The organism is Nocardioides secundeburneus, assembly GCF_039939255.1.
Lineage (GTDB): Bacteria > Actinomycetota > Actinomycetes > Propionibacteriales > Nocardioidaceae > Nocardioides.
Genome location: NZ_JBDUUE010000004.1, coordinates 211206 through 226250, shown reverse-complemented (window position 1 = coordinate 226250; position 15045 = coordinate 211206). Strand labels below are relative to the sequence as shown.

Genomic DNA, 15045 nt, shown 5'->3' with positions numbered 1-15045 from the left:
CCGCGTGGGGCGGCCACCCCCTGATGACAGGGACAACCTTCCCGGACAGCCCGCAACAGCAGATCCACACAAAACCAACGTCGGCGTTACCCGCGACGCGATGTTCCGAGCACCTGGCTGAGCACAGCCGGATCAATTCCCCCGAGGCCCACTCAACCCCTTCAGACCGGTGCTTAGCCTCAAGGAAACCTCAAGACCTTCAAGATCCGCTCGGATTCGGTCCACCACCCGTAACCCCGGAATGTGAACCAGATCTCGCGACCACTGGTCTAGACGTGTGCGCCGTCGGCGGCCGGAGGCGCCGCCTCGAAGGTCGCCCGGATCTCGCCGACCTGTCGTCCGCCGCCGAGCAGCGGCAGCACGCCGGTGGCGTCGACGGCCTCGTCGTGCACGCCCGAGCGGCGCAGCGCGGCCGCCATGAGCACCGGTCGCACGCGGGGGGCGCCGTCGTCGGTCTTGAGCGCGACCGCCCGGCCGTCGGGCAGGGCGACGGCGTAGCACGACTCCGCGCCCGCCTTGCCGATGGCGCCCGGCAGCGCGGTGAGCAGGCCGAGCTCGTCGCGCCGGGTGCCGGACACGTTGGCCGGGTGCTGCCGGATCGCGTCGGCGACGCGGCGCTCGGGCCCGCCGTCGGCGACCGCCAGCGCGCGGAACGCACGGGCGAGGCCGGTGAGCGACGTCGAGAGCAGCGGCGCCCCGCAGCCGTCGACGGCGACGACCTCGACCGGCTCGCTGGTGAGCTCGGCGAACGTGGCCGCGATCGCGACCTGGAGCGGGTGGTCGGCGTCGCGGTAGGTGGCGACGTCCCAGCCGCGCAGCACGCAGGTGGCGAGCATCGCGGCGTGCTTGCCGGAGCAGTTCATCGAGATCGGGTCCTTGGCCCGGCCGGCCCGGATCGCCTCCTCGCGCGCGACGTCGTCGAGCGGGTGGTCGGGCGGGGTCTGCAGCGCGCTCTCGTCGAGCCCGGCGCCGGCGAGGATGCGCCGGACGCCGTCGAGGTGGAAGTCCTCGCCGGAATGGGAGGCGCAGGCCAGCGCGAGCAGGTCGGGCGGCAGGTCGAGCCCGAGGCGCACCATGCCGAGCGCCTGCAGCGGCTTGTTGCACGAGCGCGCCAGCATCGGGCCGTCGGCGTCACCCACCGACCACGCCACCGACCCGTCGGCGTCGAGCGCGACGACCGAGCCGTAGTGGTGGCCCTCCACGAACCCGGAGCGGACGATCTCGGCGACGATCTCTGGCTTGCTCACACCCTGGAGGCTAGGTGGGCGGCGCGTGAGCCACCATCTCGCCCCGACTTCGACCCGGGAACGGTGGGTCACCTACCGCCCACTGGCAGGATGTCCGGCGTGTCGAGCCCTCAGCACTGCCCGTCGCCCCGTGAGCTCGACGACCTCGAGCTGCTCACGTCGGGCGCCCTGACCCCCCTCACCGCGTTCGACGTCCCCGGCTCGCCGGTCACCCTCGACCTGCCCGAGGCGCTCGCGGCCGAGCCGACCGTCGAGCTGGTCGACCCCGAGGGCCTCCCGCTCGCCCTCGCGCACCGCGACGACGACGGCAGCCGGCGCGTCGAGGCGCTCACCCACCCCCAGCACGGGCCGTTCCGCCGCCTCTACCTGACGCCGGCGCAGGTCCGCGCGCAGCACGCCGAGCGCACCGTCGTCCCGGTCACCGACGCGGTCACCGACGCCCAGCTCGACCAGCTGCAGTCCCTCGGGCCGGTCACGCTCCTCGCCCTGGTCGGCCACGGCACGCCCGGCCTCTCCCCCGTCGCGCTGCTGCGCGCCACCCTCCGCGTGGCCGCCTCGCTCGACGCGGTCGTGGTCGCCGTCCCGCTCGCGAGCCACGGCGACGCCGACGTCGACCACGACCTCGGCGTCCAGGTCGTGACGACCTACGCCGGCGGCGACCCCGTCGTCGGCCTGGTCGACGACGGCGAGCCGCTCGCCGAGCTCGCCGACATCGTCGACGCCGACCGGCCCGCACCCGACCGGCAGGGCCTCGTGCTCTTCTTCACCGGCCTGTCGGGCAGCGGCAAGTCGACGCTGGCCCGCGCGCTCATGGACCGCCTGCTCGAGCAGGGCCACCGCACGGTCACCACGCTCGACGGCGACGTCGTCCGCCGTCACCTCAGCGCCGGCCTCACGTTCTCGAAGGCCGACCGCGAGACCAACATCCGCCGCATCGGCTGGGTCGCGGCCGAGATCAGCCGGCACGGCGGCGTCGCGGTGTGCAGCCCGATCGCACCGTTCGACGAGACGCGGCAGCAGGTGCGCGCGATGGTCGACGAGGCGGGCGGCGCGTTCTTCCTCGTCCACGTCGCGACGCCGCTCGAGGAGTGCGAGCGGCGCGACCGCAAGGGCCTCTACGCCAAGGCCCGGCGCGGCGAGATCCCCGAGTTCACCGGCATCTCCTCGCCCTACGAGGCACCCGACGACGCCGACGTCGTCGTCGACACCACCGGCCGCACCATCGACGACGCCCTCGGCGACGTGCTCGACGAGCTCGCGGTCCAGGGCTACCTCGACCTGCGGCCCACCCCCGCCGAGGCCGTCGACGACCAGCGACCGCTCCGGGTGCTCTTCGTCTGCACCGCCAACATCTGCCGCAGCCCCACGATGGAGGTCGTGGCCCGCCGGATCGCCGGGCCGGTCGCGACGTCCGGCGTCGAGTTCAGCAGCGCCGGCGCGCACGGCTGGCAGGACGCGCCGATGAACCCGCCTCTTGCGGCGGCCGCCTTGAGGCACGGCGCCGACCCCGCCGACGTCGAGGCGTTCCGCAGCCGGCCGCTGACCCGCGAGCTGCTCGACGACGCCGACCTCGTCGTCACCGCCGAGGCGACGCACCGCCAGTTCGTGCTCGACGACCACCCCGAGGCGTTCCGCAAGGTGTTCACGCTCGGCCAGCTCGCCGAGGCCGTGCGCCAGGCCCCGGGCGACCTCGACCGCGACGCCCTGCTGCAGAGCATCGGCGAGCGGCGCGGGCCGGCCTCGACCGAGCTCGACGTCCCCGACCCGTACGGACGCGGGGACGAGGCGGCCGAGTCGTGTGCCACGCTCGTCGACGCCTACCTGACCACCGTCGTCCCGAGACTGAGGACATCCTGATGGACCTGCTCACCATGACCGCGCTCGGCATCCTGGCCGCCGGCTTCTTCGTCGGCATCGTCGTCGGGCTCACCGGCATGGGCGGTGGCGCGCTGATGACGCCGGCGCTGCTGTTCCTCGCGCCGCACCAGTCGGCCGCGGCCGTGGTCTCGGCCGACCTCACCGCCGCCGCGGTCTACAAGTCCGGCGGCGCCCTGGTGCACTCGCGCGAGGGCTCGCCGAACCTGACGCTGGCGAAGTGGCTGATCATCGGCTCGGTGCCGATGGCGCTGCTCGGGCCCTACGCGGTCAAGGCGCTGACCGACGACGCCGACCAGCTCGACCAGGTGCTCAAGTTCTCGATCGGCATCGCGCTGCTGCTGGCGGCGTCGACCTACGCGGCGCGGCTCTACCTCAACCTGCGCCGCGTGCGCTCCGGCGGCGCCCTCGGCGACGAGAACCCGACGATCCGCCCGATCCCCACGCTGCTCGTCGGCGCCCTCGGCGGCCTGCTCGTCGGCATCACCAGCGTCGGCTCGGGCTCGGTGATCATGGTCGCGCTCCTGATGCTCTACCCGGGCCTGTCGGCGGTGAAGCTGGTCGGCACCGACCTCGTGCAGGCCGTGCCGCTCGTGCTCGCCGCCGCGATCTCCAACATCGCGATCCACGGCCTCGACTGGGAGCTGCTGATCCCGCTGCTGGTCGGCTCGATCCCCGGCACCATCCTCGGCAGCAAGCTCGCGCCGAAGGTGCCGCAGTCGTTCATCCGCCGCGCGATCGTCGTCGTCCTGACGATGTCGAGCGTCGCGCTGCTCGGCAAGGCAGGCTGGGAGCCGTTCGGCGAGACCGCGCAGCCCTACTTCATCGCCGCGACCGGCGTCGCGATGGTCGTGCTCGTGCCGCTGGTGTGGGGTTTCCTGCGCAAGGGCCAGGGCCTGCCCATGTACGGCGCTCCGACCGTCGCCGAGCTCGAGGGCACGACCTACGCCGACCGCACGGGCAAGTAGGCGACCCGTGTTCCTCATGGGCAACCCCCTGCGCGACTACGCCTGGGGGTCGACCAGCCGGATGGCGGAGTTCCTCGGCCGGCCGCCGACGGGCGGCCCCGAGGCCGAGCTCTGGATCGGCGCCCACGAGAGCGACCCCTCGACCCTGCCCGACGGACGCCGTCTCGACGCCGTCATCGCCGAGACGCCCGAGCCGCTGCTCGGCTCGCGGGTGTGCGGGATCTTCGGCGACCGCCTGCCGTTCCTGATGAAGGTGCTCGCCGTCGACCAGCCGCTGTCGTTGCAGGTGCACCCGAGCGAGACCCGCGCCCGCATCGGTCACCGCCTCGAGACCCAAGCCGGCATCCCCGTCGACGACGGCACCCGCAACTACAAGGACGAGCGGCACAAGCCCGAGCTGATCTTCGCGCTCACCCGCTTCGAGGGCCTGGCCGGCTTCCGCGAGATCGAGCGGACGACGGCGCTGCTGCGCCTGCTCAAGGTCGACTGGGCCGAGCGCACCGCCGCCCGGCTCGAGACCGGGCCCGCCTTCCAGGCGCTGCGGGCCGTCGTCGTCGACACCATGGCGCTCGAGGGCCGTGCGCTCGGGCGCATCCTGCGCGACGTCGGCGACGCCGCTCGCCACGCCGGAGCCCGCGCCGAGCGCGAGCAGACCCGGCACGCCGTCCACCGCCGGGGCGACGAGCGCGTGAGGGCCGAGGCGGTGCGCGTGTTCGCGCGGGTCGGCGAGCTGGTGCGGGCCTACCCCCGCGACCCCGGCGTGCTCGTCACGCTGCTGCTCAACAACGTGCTGCTGGCCCCCGGCGAGGCCATGTTCGTCAACGCCGGCGTCGTGCACGCCTACCTCGAGGGCTTCGGTGTCGAGATCATGGCGTCGTCCGACAACGTGCTGCGCGCGGGCCTGACCCCCAAGCACATGGACGTCGACGAGCTGGTCGAGGTCACCAACTTCACCCCGATCCCCCCGCCGCGCTGGGACCCCTCCGAGCGCACCCCCGACTTCTGCTACCTCGAGCCGCCGGTCGCCGAGTTCTCGCTCACCGTCGGTCGCACGCCCCTGCGCCGGGTGCCGGCGACCGGGCCCCGGGCTGTGCTGGTGCTCGAGGGCACGGTCACGGTGACCGCCCGCGGCGACGCCGCCACGAGCATCACGGCCACCCGGGGCGAGTCGGTGTTCGTCCCGCACGCCGACGGCGCGGTCGACGTCAGCGGGCAGGGCCGCGTCGCCGTCGGCGCGGTGGCCCTGTGAGGACGGCCCTGTGATGACGCCGTCGCGGGCCCTCGTCCTGCTGCTCGTCGCGGTGCAGTCGCTCCTCACCGCGGCCTGGGTGCTGCGCCCCAACGACGACGGCCGGGTGGTGCTGGTGCTCACCCGCGAGCACGGCCTGCACTCCAGCGACGTGCCGGTCGTCGTGCTGTGGTTCGTCGTGGTGGCCGGGTGCGCGTGGGTCTGGACGCAGACCGGACGACGCGACCGGTAACCCCGGTCACAACCGGGCGTTCGCGAGCGTGCGGACGCCGCGTGACTCATCATGGTCCGGTGGAAACATCGCTCGTGCGTCGTCTGCGGACCGCCGTGACCTCCCTGTGCCTGGTCGTGGCGACCGTCGTGTTGTCGCCCGTGGTCCCGTCGTCGGCCGCCACCGTCGCTACCGCCGTGGCCCCATCAACGTCGGCCGCCCCGGCCGAGACCTCGGCCCGGGCAGCGGCGACCGGCCGCGTACGCGGCGAGATCCTCCGGGCCGGCCGTGGTCCGGCGCCGACGGTGAAGGTGCTCTGGTTCAGGTCCGACTGGACCTACCTCGGCGCCCGCAAGGCCACCGGCGCCTACTCCCTGACGCTGCCGGCGGGCCGCTACTTCCTCCAGTTCGTCGACCAGCGACCGAGCTACGACGTGACCAAGCTGCGCCCGACGACCGTCTCGGTCGTCGTCCGGGCGGCGAGCACGACGATGAAGACCGTGCGGATGCGTCGCGGCGCCTCGATCGGCGGCACCGTGCGCGTGGGCGGCAAGCCCGGCGGCGGTGCGCGGGTCGTGGCCGCCAACACGTACGAGCAGTCGTTCGAGGTCACCGCAGACCGCCAGGGCAACTACGCCCTCGGCGGCCTGCCTCCGGGCAGCTACTCGGTGTTCACCTACGACCGACGCGCGCAGTTCGTGGGGCCGAGCACCTACCTGAAGAAGGTGCGCGGATCCCGTTTCACCCGGGTCGACATCAAGCTCAAGAAGCGAGCGGGCGCCCTGCTGCTCGACCTCTACGCCGGCGACGGGCGCTACCCGGGCGTGGCCTACCCGACGGCCGTGAGCCGCAGCACCGGCCAGTTCTGGACGGCGAAGGCGCGGGGCGGCAGCGTCACGTTCACCGGGCTGTACCCCGGCCGCTACGACATCCAGGTGCCGGGCGTGGGGCCGTGGCTCGGCGCCACGGTGCGCACCACTGTCGTGGTCCGCAGCGGTCGCACGGCGTTCGGCTCGGCCCGGCTGACCAAGCGCGGCGCCTCGGTCACGGGCACGGTCGTCGACGGCAACCGCACCGACACCCCGCTGAAGGACGCCGTGGTGCGCCTGCTCGACGCCGGGGGCGCCGAGCTGGCCCGCACGACGTCCGCGAGCAACGGCACCTTCACCCTCACCGGGCAGCTGCTCACCCAGCGCGGGGTGAGCGTCGTCGCCGGCCCCGCGCAGTTCACGCCCTACCTCGGCACCGGCGACAGCGAGTGCAAGTACGGCAACCGCCGGGTGTCGGGAGTGACGCTCACCACCGGCCGCGCGACCTCGGTCGGCGCCGTCGCGCTCCCCCACCTGCCGAGGGCGCAGCAGGACGACCCGAACTGCTAGATCTGATGCGGCGTCCGGCCATTTCGTGACCTGCGTCCCTGTTGCCCCGAAACGCCGCGGCGCAGGGTCGCGATGACTCACACTGTCGACATGGCGTCATCCCACGACGAGGCCGGAACGAGCGCGCTCGTCGAGCCCACTCACCCGACCACCGCTCCCGTCGTCCCCGACGGCTACGTGCGCACACCCGACCCGGGCCTGTCCGCCTACAGCGAGCAGTTCCTCGACGAGGTCTCCTCGATCCCCGAGCACCGGGCGACCGTCGGCTGCATCATCCCGGCCTACAACGAGGCCGAGACGATCGCCGGCGTCCTCGACTCGCTGCTCATGCAGACCCGGCTGCCCGACGTCATCCACGTCATCATCAACAACACCACCGACGACTCCGTCGAGGTCGCGAGCCACTTCGCCGGCCCGCACGAGCGCCAGACGTCGGCCGGCCCGCAGCACACCGAGATCTACGTGCACGACATCGGCAAGAACCCCGACAAGAAGGTCGGGGCCCTCAACTACGGCTACACGCTGGTCGAGCACATGGACTTCGTGCTCGGCGTCGACGGCGACACCACGCCCGAGCCGGACGCCGTCGAGCACCTCATCGACGAGATCACCAGCGACGACCGCATCGGCGGCATCTCGGCGATCTATTCGATCGACGACAGCGCCCTCGACGGCCCGATGGCCAAGTTCCTCATCGCCGGCCAGCGCGCGCAGTTCTCCGCCTTCAACATGCAGAACCTGCTGAAGGGCCGCAACATGGCGGTGCTCGGCGGACAGTTCTCGATCTTCTCGACCCGCGCCCTGCGCGACGTGCTGCGCGACAGCCACCAGCGCACGCCGTGGGTCAACGACAGCGAGGTCGAGGACTCCCTGCTCTCGCTGCAGATCAAGAGCGCCGGCTACCTGACCAAGATCAGCGCCCGGGCCCGGGCCCACGTCGGCGGCATGACGACTCTGCGGGGCCTCGACGCGCAGCAGGTGAAGTGGAACTTCGGCGCCATCGACCTGATGTGGCCCGGCCAGCGCGGCGACACCCGCGGCCAACCGCTGCACCCCAACCTGCGGCTGCGCTGGTTCGAGCACCTCTCGATGGTCGTCAACATGGTGACCCGGCTGGGCTTCCTCCTCCTGCTCGGCGGGTCGCTGGTCATCGACGCCTTCGTCTTCCAGCTCTGGTGGCTCATCCCGCCGCTGGCCGCGATCGCGCTCAACGTGAAGGTGGCGCGCTCGATGGCGTTCGCCAACCGGCGCGACTACCTCTTCGCCCTCCTCCTCGCCCCCGCCGAGCTGTACATGTGGATCCGCATGGGCCACTTCGTACGGGCGTGGGTGAAGTTCTTCAGCCACCAGCAGACCGACAACTGGGCGGCCCAGGCCAAGGCCGAGCGTGGCAAGGGCACGGCCTGGCTCTACCCCTACGTCGTGCTCGTCGCCTTCCTGGTGGTGTGCGCGGTCGTGTGGTCGCAGCTCTCGATCCCGGTCCGCTCCGACGTGCTCGCGGTGAGCTGGCCGATCCTGGGCGTGGTGACGCTGCTGCAGACGGCGTGGATGATCGTCAAGATCATGAAGCCCCACCGGGGGTTCAAGGCATGAGGTCCACCCTGCTGCGCGGCGTCGCGGCCGCCGTCCTGGCGCTCGCCCTGGCGGCGTGCGACACCAGCGGCGGCGACGAGACGCCGGCCGGCACCCCGGCCGGCACGGCGTCGGCGCCGGCCGACCTGGCGATCAGCTCGGAGTTCACCTCGAGCGGCACCTTCCAGTCGCACACCTCGGTACGCGGCGCCCGGGGCGTCGACCTGGTCCTCACGATGTACCCGACGAAGGCCACGCCCCGCACCAACGAGTGGTACCCCGGCGGCTCGAAGTTCTTCACCTTCACCTTCCAGGGCTACGACCTGTCCCAGCCCCTGCGGGCGCCGTTCGACACCAAGCGCCTGATGTACCTCGAGACCATCGAGGTCACCTCGGCGACGATCACCGCGAACGGCGGCGCCACCGAACGGCCCTACTCCCTCGACGCCGAGGCCGCCGACGTCACCTTCGACCCCGAGCCGGCGCGGAGCCGCTTCGGGATGCTCATCACCTCGCCGAAGGGCGCGCTCGAGGTGCGCAACCAGGAGATCGGCCCGATGAGCCCCGACACCCGCGGCGTCGAGCTGACCTTCCGCGCGGTCGTGCACATCGAGAAGCGAGCCGGCTCCGGCGAGTACCTGACCCGTACCGTCAAGCAGGTCGTGCCGATCGCCATCTTCGCCTCCGACGACCCCACCGTCGCCACGCCGATCCCCGAGAACGCCAGCTGACCTCGACGCTGGTCGAGGTGCGTCCATCGCTGGTCGAGGTGCGACGAGCTCTGCGAGGAGCCTCGAGACCCCTCCACCCAGACTCGGGTGCCCGAGGCCAGGGATCTCGAGGCGAGGTCGCGGGCGACCTCGCACCTCGATCACCATAGAGGCGAACGTCAGGCCGGCTCGGCCATCCGGTACCCGACGCCGCGCACCGTCTCGATGTAGCGGTGGGCCGCGGCGTCGTCGTCGCCGAGCTTGCGCCGCAGGCCGGCGACGTGGGCGTCGACGGCGCGCTTGTCGGCCTCGTTGACGAAGTGCGAGGTGACGTACTGCTGGCCGCGCAGGGTGAGCACCAGGTCGGCCTTGCTGCGCACCCGTCGTCCGGTGCGCATGAGCGACAGCAGGATCTCGCTCTCGGGCACGGTGAGGTCGAGGCGTCGTCCGCCGAGGGTGGGACCGGCGCCGGTGGTGTCGTAGACCAGGGCGCCGTGCCGCAGCACCGGCTCGGTCGACGGCTCGGCGACCGGCGTCCGCGGGACCGGCACAGCACGCCTCGGGGCGGACGGGGCCGGCGTGGCGGCCGGTGCGGTGGCCGCGGGCGTCGCGACGTCGTCGTCGAGCGGGGTGCTGATGTGGTCGCGGATCTCGCGCGCGGCGACCGCGGCCCACGACTCGGGCCGCTTCGGCTCGTCGCGGCCGGCGTGGCGACCGTCGGTGCGCTCCGTCTCGGTGGCGGCGCTGACCCGGCGCAGCATCGCGTCGGCCCGGGCCCTCAGCTCGCGCGGGCGGAACGGCTTGACCAGGTAGTCGTCGGCGCCGGCCTCGAAGCCGCGCACGATGTCGATCTCCTCGGCGAGCGAGGTGATCATGATCATGTAGGTCTGGCTGAACGAGCGCACCCGCTTGGCGACGGCGAACCCGTCGATGCCGGGAATGTTGATGTCGAGCGTGGTGAGCAGCGGTTCGTGCTCGCGGATGGCGTCGAGCGCCGCGTCGCTGTCGTCGGCCAGCACGGTCGTGAAGCCCGACTGGCTGAGGATGAGCTGGATGAGGTCGCGGGTGTCGGGGTCGTCCTCGACGATCACCGCGGTGCGGGTAAAGGGCACGGGTGGATGCTATCGAGCCCTCCGGCACCGCGTCCGCGGTTCACCCGCTTCGGCTGTCACCAGCCGGCGGCCTCCGCCAGGGCGACGGCGCGCTCGATCCAGATCTCGCCGGCCGGCGGGCCGCCGTGGCAGGTGCCGTCGCTCTCGGCCGGTGGCTTGACCCACAGCAGGGCGTCGAGGGCCGTGTCGTCGTCGATGTAGCCCGGTTCGTCGCCGAGGGCCTGCCCCTCGGGGTTGCACCAGTCGCTCACCGGGACGCCGGTGCGGCTCGAGGCACCGGACCGGCCGGTGTCGATCACGTAGTGGGCGCCGTCCAGCAGCCCGCTGAGCTGCTCGGCGTAGGCGCGCTCGAGCGTGAGGGGCTGGTAGTTGGCCACGTTGGTGGCGAAGCCGCGCACGCGGTCGACGTCGACCTGCTCGAGCAGCGAGGCCATCTCCTCGGCCGGCACCCAGTCGGAGTGGCCGGCGTCGACGTAGGTCTCGGGGCCGGCCTCGTCGAGGGCGTGCACGGCGTCGCGCAGGAGGTCGATGCGGTCCTCGACGCCCTCGCAGGTGGCCGCTCCGCCGAGTGCGTCGGGCTCGAGCACCACCACCGAGTCGGGGCCGGCGGCCGTGGCGATCTCCTGCACCCAGGGCACGTAGCTCTCGGGCGGCAGCCCGCCGGCCGACAGCTTGCCCGTGCAGTCGCGGTTCGGGATGCCGTAGACGACGAAGACCGGCACGGCGTCGGGGTCCTGGGCTAGAACCGACGACACGTAGCCACCGACGGCGCCGATGGGCAGGCGCTCGGGGGTGAGCCAGATGCCGGTCGGCACGCTCGAGAGCCGCTCGAGCACGCTCGCCTTCTCGGTGTCGCCGTCGGCGGCGGCCTGCTTGGTCGCGGCCTCGAGGCGTGCGTTCGACACGACGACCTGCGGCTCGTCGCGGAGCAGGTTGTCGCCGCCGGACACGTCGTCGGACCCGCACCCGGCGAGCACCGCGACGAGCAGCCCGAGCGGGGCGAGGAGGCGGGTCGCGCGATCGGCGGTACGTGGCACCGACCAAGTCTGCACCACCCGCCGGGCGACGGCAGCGCGTTCACGCTGACGGTGGGCCGCAGGCGACGCTGACATGAGACGCCTCGCTAGTAGTGTGCGCTGGTCGACATACTTGTCACTTCGCCGCCTTGCCCCGCACCGTGGCACGATGGCGGTTGCTCTGCGTCCCGACGCACTTCATGCGAGAGGCAACACCTGCACCGATGACCACCACCCACGCCGACTACCGGCTCAGCCAGCTCGACCAGCTGGAGGCCGAGTCGATCCACATCTTCCGTGAGGTCGCTGCCGAGTTCGAGAAGCCCGTGCTGATGTTCTCGGGCGGCAAGGACTCCATCGTCATGCTGCGGCTCGCCGAGAAGGCGTTCTTCCCGGCCAAGATCCCGTTCCCGATCATGCAGATCGACACGGGTCTCGACTTCCCCGAGGTCATGGAGACCCGCGACAACTGGGTCAACCGCCTCGGCGTCCGGCTCGTGGTCGCCTCGATCGACGATGCGATCGCCAACGGCGTGGTCATCGACGACGGCAAGACCAGCCGCAACCGCATGCAGACCGGCACGCTGCTCAACGCCATCGAGGAGAACGGCTTCACCGCCGCCTTCGGTGGAGGTCGCCGCGACGAGGAGAAGGCCCGCGCCAAGGAGCGCGTCTACTCCCACCGCGACGAGTTCGGCCAGTGGGACCCGAAGAACCAGCGCCCCGAGCTGTGGAGCCTCTACAACGGCCGCCTGCACGAGGGCGAGCACATGCGGATCTTCCCGATCAGCAACTGGACCGAGCTCGACGTGTGGGACTACATCGGCCGCGAGGGCATCGAGATCCCCTCGATCTACTACGCCCACCAGCGCCGCGTGTTCGTGCGCGACGGCATGCTGATGTCCGAGACGCCGCTCAACCCGACCCGCGAGGGCGAGGAGGTCACCGAGCGCACCGTCCGGTTCCGCACCTGCGGCGACATCACGCTCACCGGCTGCGTCGAGTCGACCGCCTCGACCATCCCCGAGATCATCGACGAGATCTCGGTCGCCAAGCTCACCGAGCGCGGCGCCACCCGTGGCGACGACCGGTTCTCCGAGGCCGCCATGGAGGACCGCAAGAAGGAGGGCTACTTCTGATGGCCACCAACATGGACCTGCTCCGCTTCGCCACCGCCGGCTCCGTCGATGACGGCAAGTCGACCCTCATCGGGCGCCTGCTGCTCGACTCCAAGTCGATCTTCGAGGACCAGCTCGAGGCCGTCGAGGCCACCTCGGCGTCCAAGGGCTACGACTACACCGACCTCGCGCTGCTCACCGACGGCCTGCGCTCCGAGCGCGAGCAGGGCATCACGATCGACGTCGCCTACCGCTACTTCGCGACCCCGACGCGCAAGTTCATCATCGCCGACACCCCCGGCCACGTGCAGTACACGCGCAACATGGTCACCGGCGCCTCGACCGCCGACCTCGGCCTCGTGCTGGTCGACGCCCGTCAGGGCCTGACCGAGCAGTCGCGCCGCCACGCCGTGATCCTGTCGCTGCTGCGCGTGCCGCACCTCGTGCTCGCGGTCAACAAGATGGACCTCGTCGACTTCGACCAGGACGTCTACGAGAAGATCCACGCCGAGTTCACGCAGTTCGCGACCAAGCTCAACATCCCCGACCTCGAGGTCATCCCGATCTCGGCGCTCAACGGCGACAACGTCGTCACGCGCTCGGAGAACATGGCCTGGTACTCCGGCCCGACGCTCATGCACCACCTCGAGCACGTGCACGTCGCCTCCGACCGCGACCTCATCGACGCCCGCTTCCCGGTGCAGTACGTCGTCCGGCCGAAGTCCGACGAGCACCACGACTACCGCGGCTACGGCGGCCAGGTCGCCGGTGGCGTCCTCAAGCCGGGCGACGAGGTCGTCGTCCTGCCGTCGGGCATGACCTCGACCATCGAGGGCATCGACCTGTTCGACCGCGAGATCACCGAGGCCTTCCCGCCCATGTCGGTGACGGTGCGGCTGGCCGACGACGTCGACGTCTCGCGCGGCGACATGATCGCCCGCGTGAAGAACGCCCCGACGCCGTCGCAGGACATCGACGCGATGATCTGCTGGATGACGACCACGCCGCTCAAGCCGCGGCAGAAGCTGGCCATCAAGCACACCACCCGCACCGCACGGGCGTTGGTCAAGGACATCCAGTACCGCCTCGACGTGAACACGCTGCACCGCGACCAGGAGACGAAGGAGCTCGGCGTCAACGAGATCGGTCGCGTGCAGCTGCGCACGACCGTCCCGCTGCTGTGCGACCCCTATGCCCAGAACCGCACCACGGGCTCGTTCATCCTCATCGACGAGGCCACCGGCGTCACCGTCGGTGCGGGCATGATCAACTCCGGCAGCTGATCCCCAGCAGACGCACGACGAGGGGCCCGGTCCGTGCGGACCGGGCCCCTCGTCGTCCGCCGGCCACCCGTCGGATGCTCCGGCGCCGCCGGCGATCACTAGGGTGGCACCCGTGAAGATCGTCGTCGTCGGCCTGGGCTACGTCGGGCTGTCGAACGCCGTCGTCCTGGCCCAGCACAACACCGTGGTCGCGGTCGACCTCGACGCCGGGCGCGTCGACCTCGTCTCACGTGGGCTCTCCCCCATCGAGGACGTCGAGCTCGAGGACTACCTCGCCCACCACGAGCTCGACCTCACCGCCGCCACCGACGCCGCCGGTTCCTACCCCGACGCCGACTTCGTCGTCGTCGCCACCCCGACGAACTACGACGAGGACAGCAACTACTTCGACACCTCGAGCGTCGAGGCGGTCGTCAGCGAGGCGCTGAGCATCAACCCCGGCACGACGATCGTGGTGAAATCGACGGTGCCGGTCGGGTTCACGGCCCGTCTGCGCGAGACGCACCCTGGGGCCTCGATCCTCTTCTCGCCCGAGTTCCTCCGCGAGGGCCGAGCGCTGCACGACAACCTGTACCCGAGCCGGATCGTCGTCGGCGACACCACCGAACCGGCCCGGCGCTTCGCCGACCTGCTCGCGCAGGGCGCACTGGCCGACGACGTGGCGGTGGTCTTCACCGACCCCACCGAGGCCGAGGCGATCAAGCTGTTCGCCAACACCTACCTGGCCCTGCGGGTCGCCTACTTCAACGAGCTCGACACCTACGCCGCCGTCCACGGGCTCAACACCGCCCACATCATCGAGGGCGTCGGGCTCGACCCGCGCATCGGCAGCCACTACAACAACCCGTCGTTCGGCTACGGCGGCTACTGCCTGCCGAAGGACACCAAGCAGCTTCAGGCCAACTACCGCGACGTGCCGCAGAACCTCATCAGCGCGATCGTCGAGGCCAACACGACCCGCAAGGACTTCATCGCCCACGACGTGCTGCGTCGCAACCCACAGACGGTCGGCATCTACCGGCTGATCATGAAGTCCGGCTCCGACAACTTCCGCGACTCCAGCGTCCAAGGCGTGATGAAGCGGCTCAAGGCCAAGGGCGTCGAGGTGCTCGTCTACGAGCCGGCCCTCGAGGATGCGACCTTCTTCCACTCCGAGGTGCTCGACGACCTGGACGACTTCAAGCGCCGCTCCGACGTCATCATCGCCAACCGCCGCACCGACGTGCTGGCTGACGTCGAGGGCAAGGTCTACACGCGCGACCTCTTCAGCCGCGACTGACCGAGGGTCTGCCCGCCCGGGCACGG

At 71.4% G+C, this 15045-nt stretch carries 13 protein-coding genes; 10 read left to right on the top strand and 3 right to left on the bottom strand.

Annotated features, from left to right (window positions below):
- Positions 1 to 269 precede the first annotated feature (269 nt).
- The gene (locus ABFT23_RS12055; RefSeq protein WP_347895458.1) at positions 270 to 1247 is read right to left on the bottom strand and encodes an asparaginase; all 978 of its coding nucleotides are present in this window, start codon (positions 1245 to 1247) and stop codon (positions 270 to 272) included.
- Between the two features lie 99 nt (positions 1248 to 1346).
- Between ABFT23_RS12055 and cysC the strand changes: the two genes are divergently transcribed.
- The 7 genes from cysC to ABFT23_RS12020 all read left to right on the top strand — a co-directional run bounded on the left by cysC (position 1347) and on the right by ABFT23_RS12020 (position 9232).
- Positions 1347 to 3104 carry an adenylyl-sulfate kinase gene (gene cysC, locus ABFT23_RS12050; RefSeq protein ID WP_347895456.1) on the top strand — a complete coding sequence of 586 codons (1758 nt, stop codon included), beginning with the start codon at positions 1347 to 1349 and terminating at the stop codon, positions 3102 to 3104.
- A complete protein-coding gene (locus tag ABFT23_RS12045) occupies positions 3104 to 4090 on the top strand; it encodes a sulfite exporter TauE/SafE family protein (RefSeq protein WP_347895454.1) in 987 nt (328 codons plus the stop codon). The genes cysC and ABFT23_RS12045 overlap by 1 nt, the downstream gene beginning before the upstream one ends.
- Before the next feature lie 16 nt (positions 4091 to 4106).
- Positions 4107 to 5339, top strand: coding sequence for a mannose-6-phosphate isomerase, class I (gene manA / locus ABFT23_RS12040; RefSeq protein ID WP_347895452.1), 1233 nt, complete (start codon positions 4107 to 4109; stop codon positions 5337 to 5339).
- 10 nt (positions 5340 to 5349) lie between these two features.
- A complete protein-coding gene (locus ABFT23_RS12035; RefSeq protein WP_347895450.1) occupies positions 5350 to 5571 on the top strand; it encodes a hypothetical protein in 222 nt (73 codons plus the stop codon).
- Between the two features lie 59 nt (positions 5572 to 5630).
- Entirely contained in the window at positions 5631 to 6929 is a 1299-nt protein-coding gene (locus tag ABFT23_RS12030; RefSeq protein ID WP_347895449.1) for an MSCRAMM family protein, read from the top strand.
- Between the two features lie 90 nt (positions 6930 to 7019).
- Entirely contained in the window at positions 7020 to 8522 is a 1503-nt protein-coding gene (locus ABFT23_RS12025) for a glycosyltransferase family 2 protein (RefSeq protein ID WP_347895447.1), read from the top strand.
- Positions 8519 to 9232, top strand: coding sequence for a hypothetical protein (locus ABFT23_RS12020; protein WP_347895445.1), 714 nt, complete (start codon positions 8519 to 8521; stop codon positions 9230 to 9232). The genes ABFT23_RS12025 and ABFT23_RS12020 overlap by 4 nt, the downstream gene beginning before the upstream one ends.
- Before the next feature lie 158 nt (positions 9233 to 9390).
- On the opposite strand, the gene ABFT23_RS12015 is transcribed toward ABFT23_RS12020, so the two are convergent.
- Together ABFT23_RS12015 and ABFT23_RS12010 are read right to left on the bottom strand one after the other, a co-directional pair.
- Positions 9391 to 10323, bottom strand: a complete 933-nt coding sequence (locus ABFT23_RS12015; RefSeq protein WP_347895443.1) for a response regulator transcription factor — start codon at positions 10321 to 10323, stop codon at positions 9391 to 9393.
- A 56-nt stretch (positions 10324 to 10379) separates the two neighbouring features.
- On the bottom strand, positions 10380 to 11360 hold the full coding sequence (locus tag ABFT23_RS12010) for a glycoside hydrolase family 6 protein (protein WP_347895441.1): 981 nt from the start codon (positions 11358 to 11360) through the stop codon (positions 10380 to 10382).
- A 203-nt stretch (positions 11361 to 11563) separates the two neighbouring features.
- Between ABFT23_RS12010 and cysD the strand changes: the two genes are divergently transcribed.
- The 3 genes from cysD (at position 11564) to ABFT23_RS11995 (ending at position 15019) form a co-directional block, all read left to right on the top strand.
- Entirely contained in the window at positions 11564 to 12478 is a 915-nt protein-coding gene (gene cysD, locus ABFT23_RS12005; protein ID WP_347895439.1) for a sulfate adenylyltransferase subunit CysD, read from the top strand.
- Positions 12478 to 13740, top strand: coding sequence for a sulfate adenylyltransferase subunit 1 (locus ABFT23_RS12000; protein WP_347895437.1), 1263 nt, complete (start codon positions 12478 to 12480; stop codon positions 13738 to 13740). Before cysD ends, ABFT23_RS12000 begins: the two co-directional genes overlap by 1 nt.
- Positions 13741 to 13852: 112 nt before the next feature.
- Positions 13853 to 15019: a nucleotide sugar dehydrogenase gene (locus ABFT23_RS11995; RefSeq protein ID WP_347895435.1), complete on the top strand. Its 1167-nt coding sequence runs from the start codon at positions 13853 to 13855 to the stop codon at positions 15017 to 15019.
- Positions 15020 to 15045: the final 26 nt, after the last annotated feature.

Bases quoted from the DNA above. Each gene is read 5' to 3' on its own strand.
- ABFT23_RS12045 (WP_347895454.1), top strand. From the start codon at position 3,104: ATGGACCTGCTCACCATGACCGCGCTCGGCATCCTGGCCGCCGGCTTC.
- manA (WP_347895452.1), top strand. From the start codon at position 4,107: ATGGGCAACCCCCTGCGCGACTACGCCTGGGGGTCGACCAGCCGGATG.
- ABFT23_RS12025 (WP_347895447.1), top strand. From the start codon at position 7,020: ATGGCGTCATCCCACGACGAGGCCGGAACGAGCGCGCTCGTCGAGCCC.
- ABFT23_RS12020 (WP_347895445.1), top strand. From the start codon at position 8,519: ATGAGGTCCACCCTGCTGCGCGGCGTCGCGGCCGCCGTCCTGGCGCTC.
- cysD (WP_347895439.1), top strand. From the start codon at position 11,564: ATGACCACCACCCACGCCGACTACCGGCTCAGCCAGCTCGACCAGCTG.
- ABFT23_RS12000 (WP_347895437.1), top strand. From the start codon at position 12,478: ATGGCCACCAACATGGACCTGCTCCGCTTCGCCACCGCCGGCTCCGTC.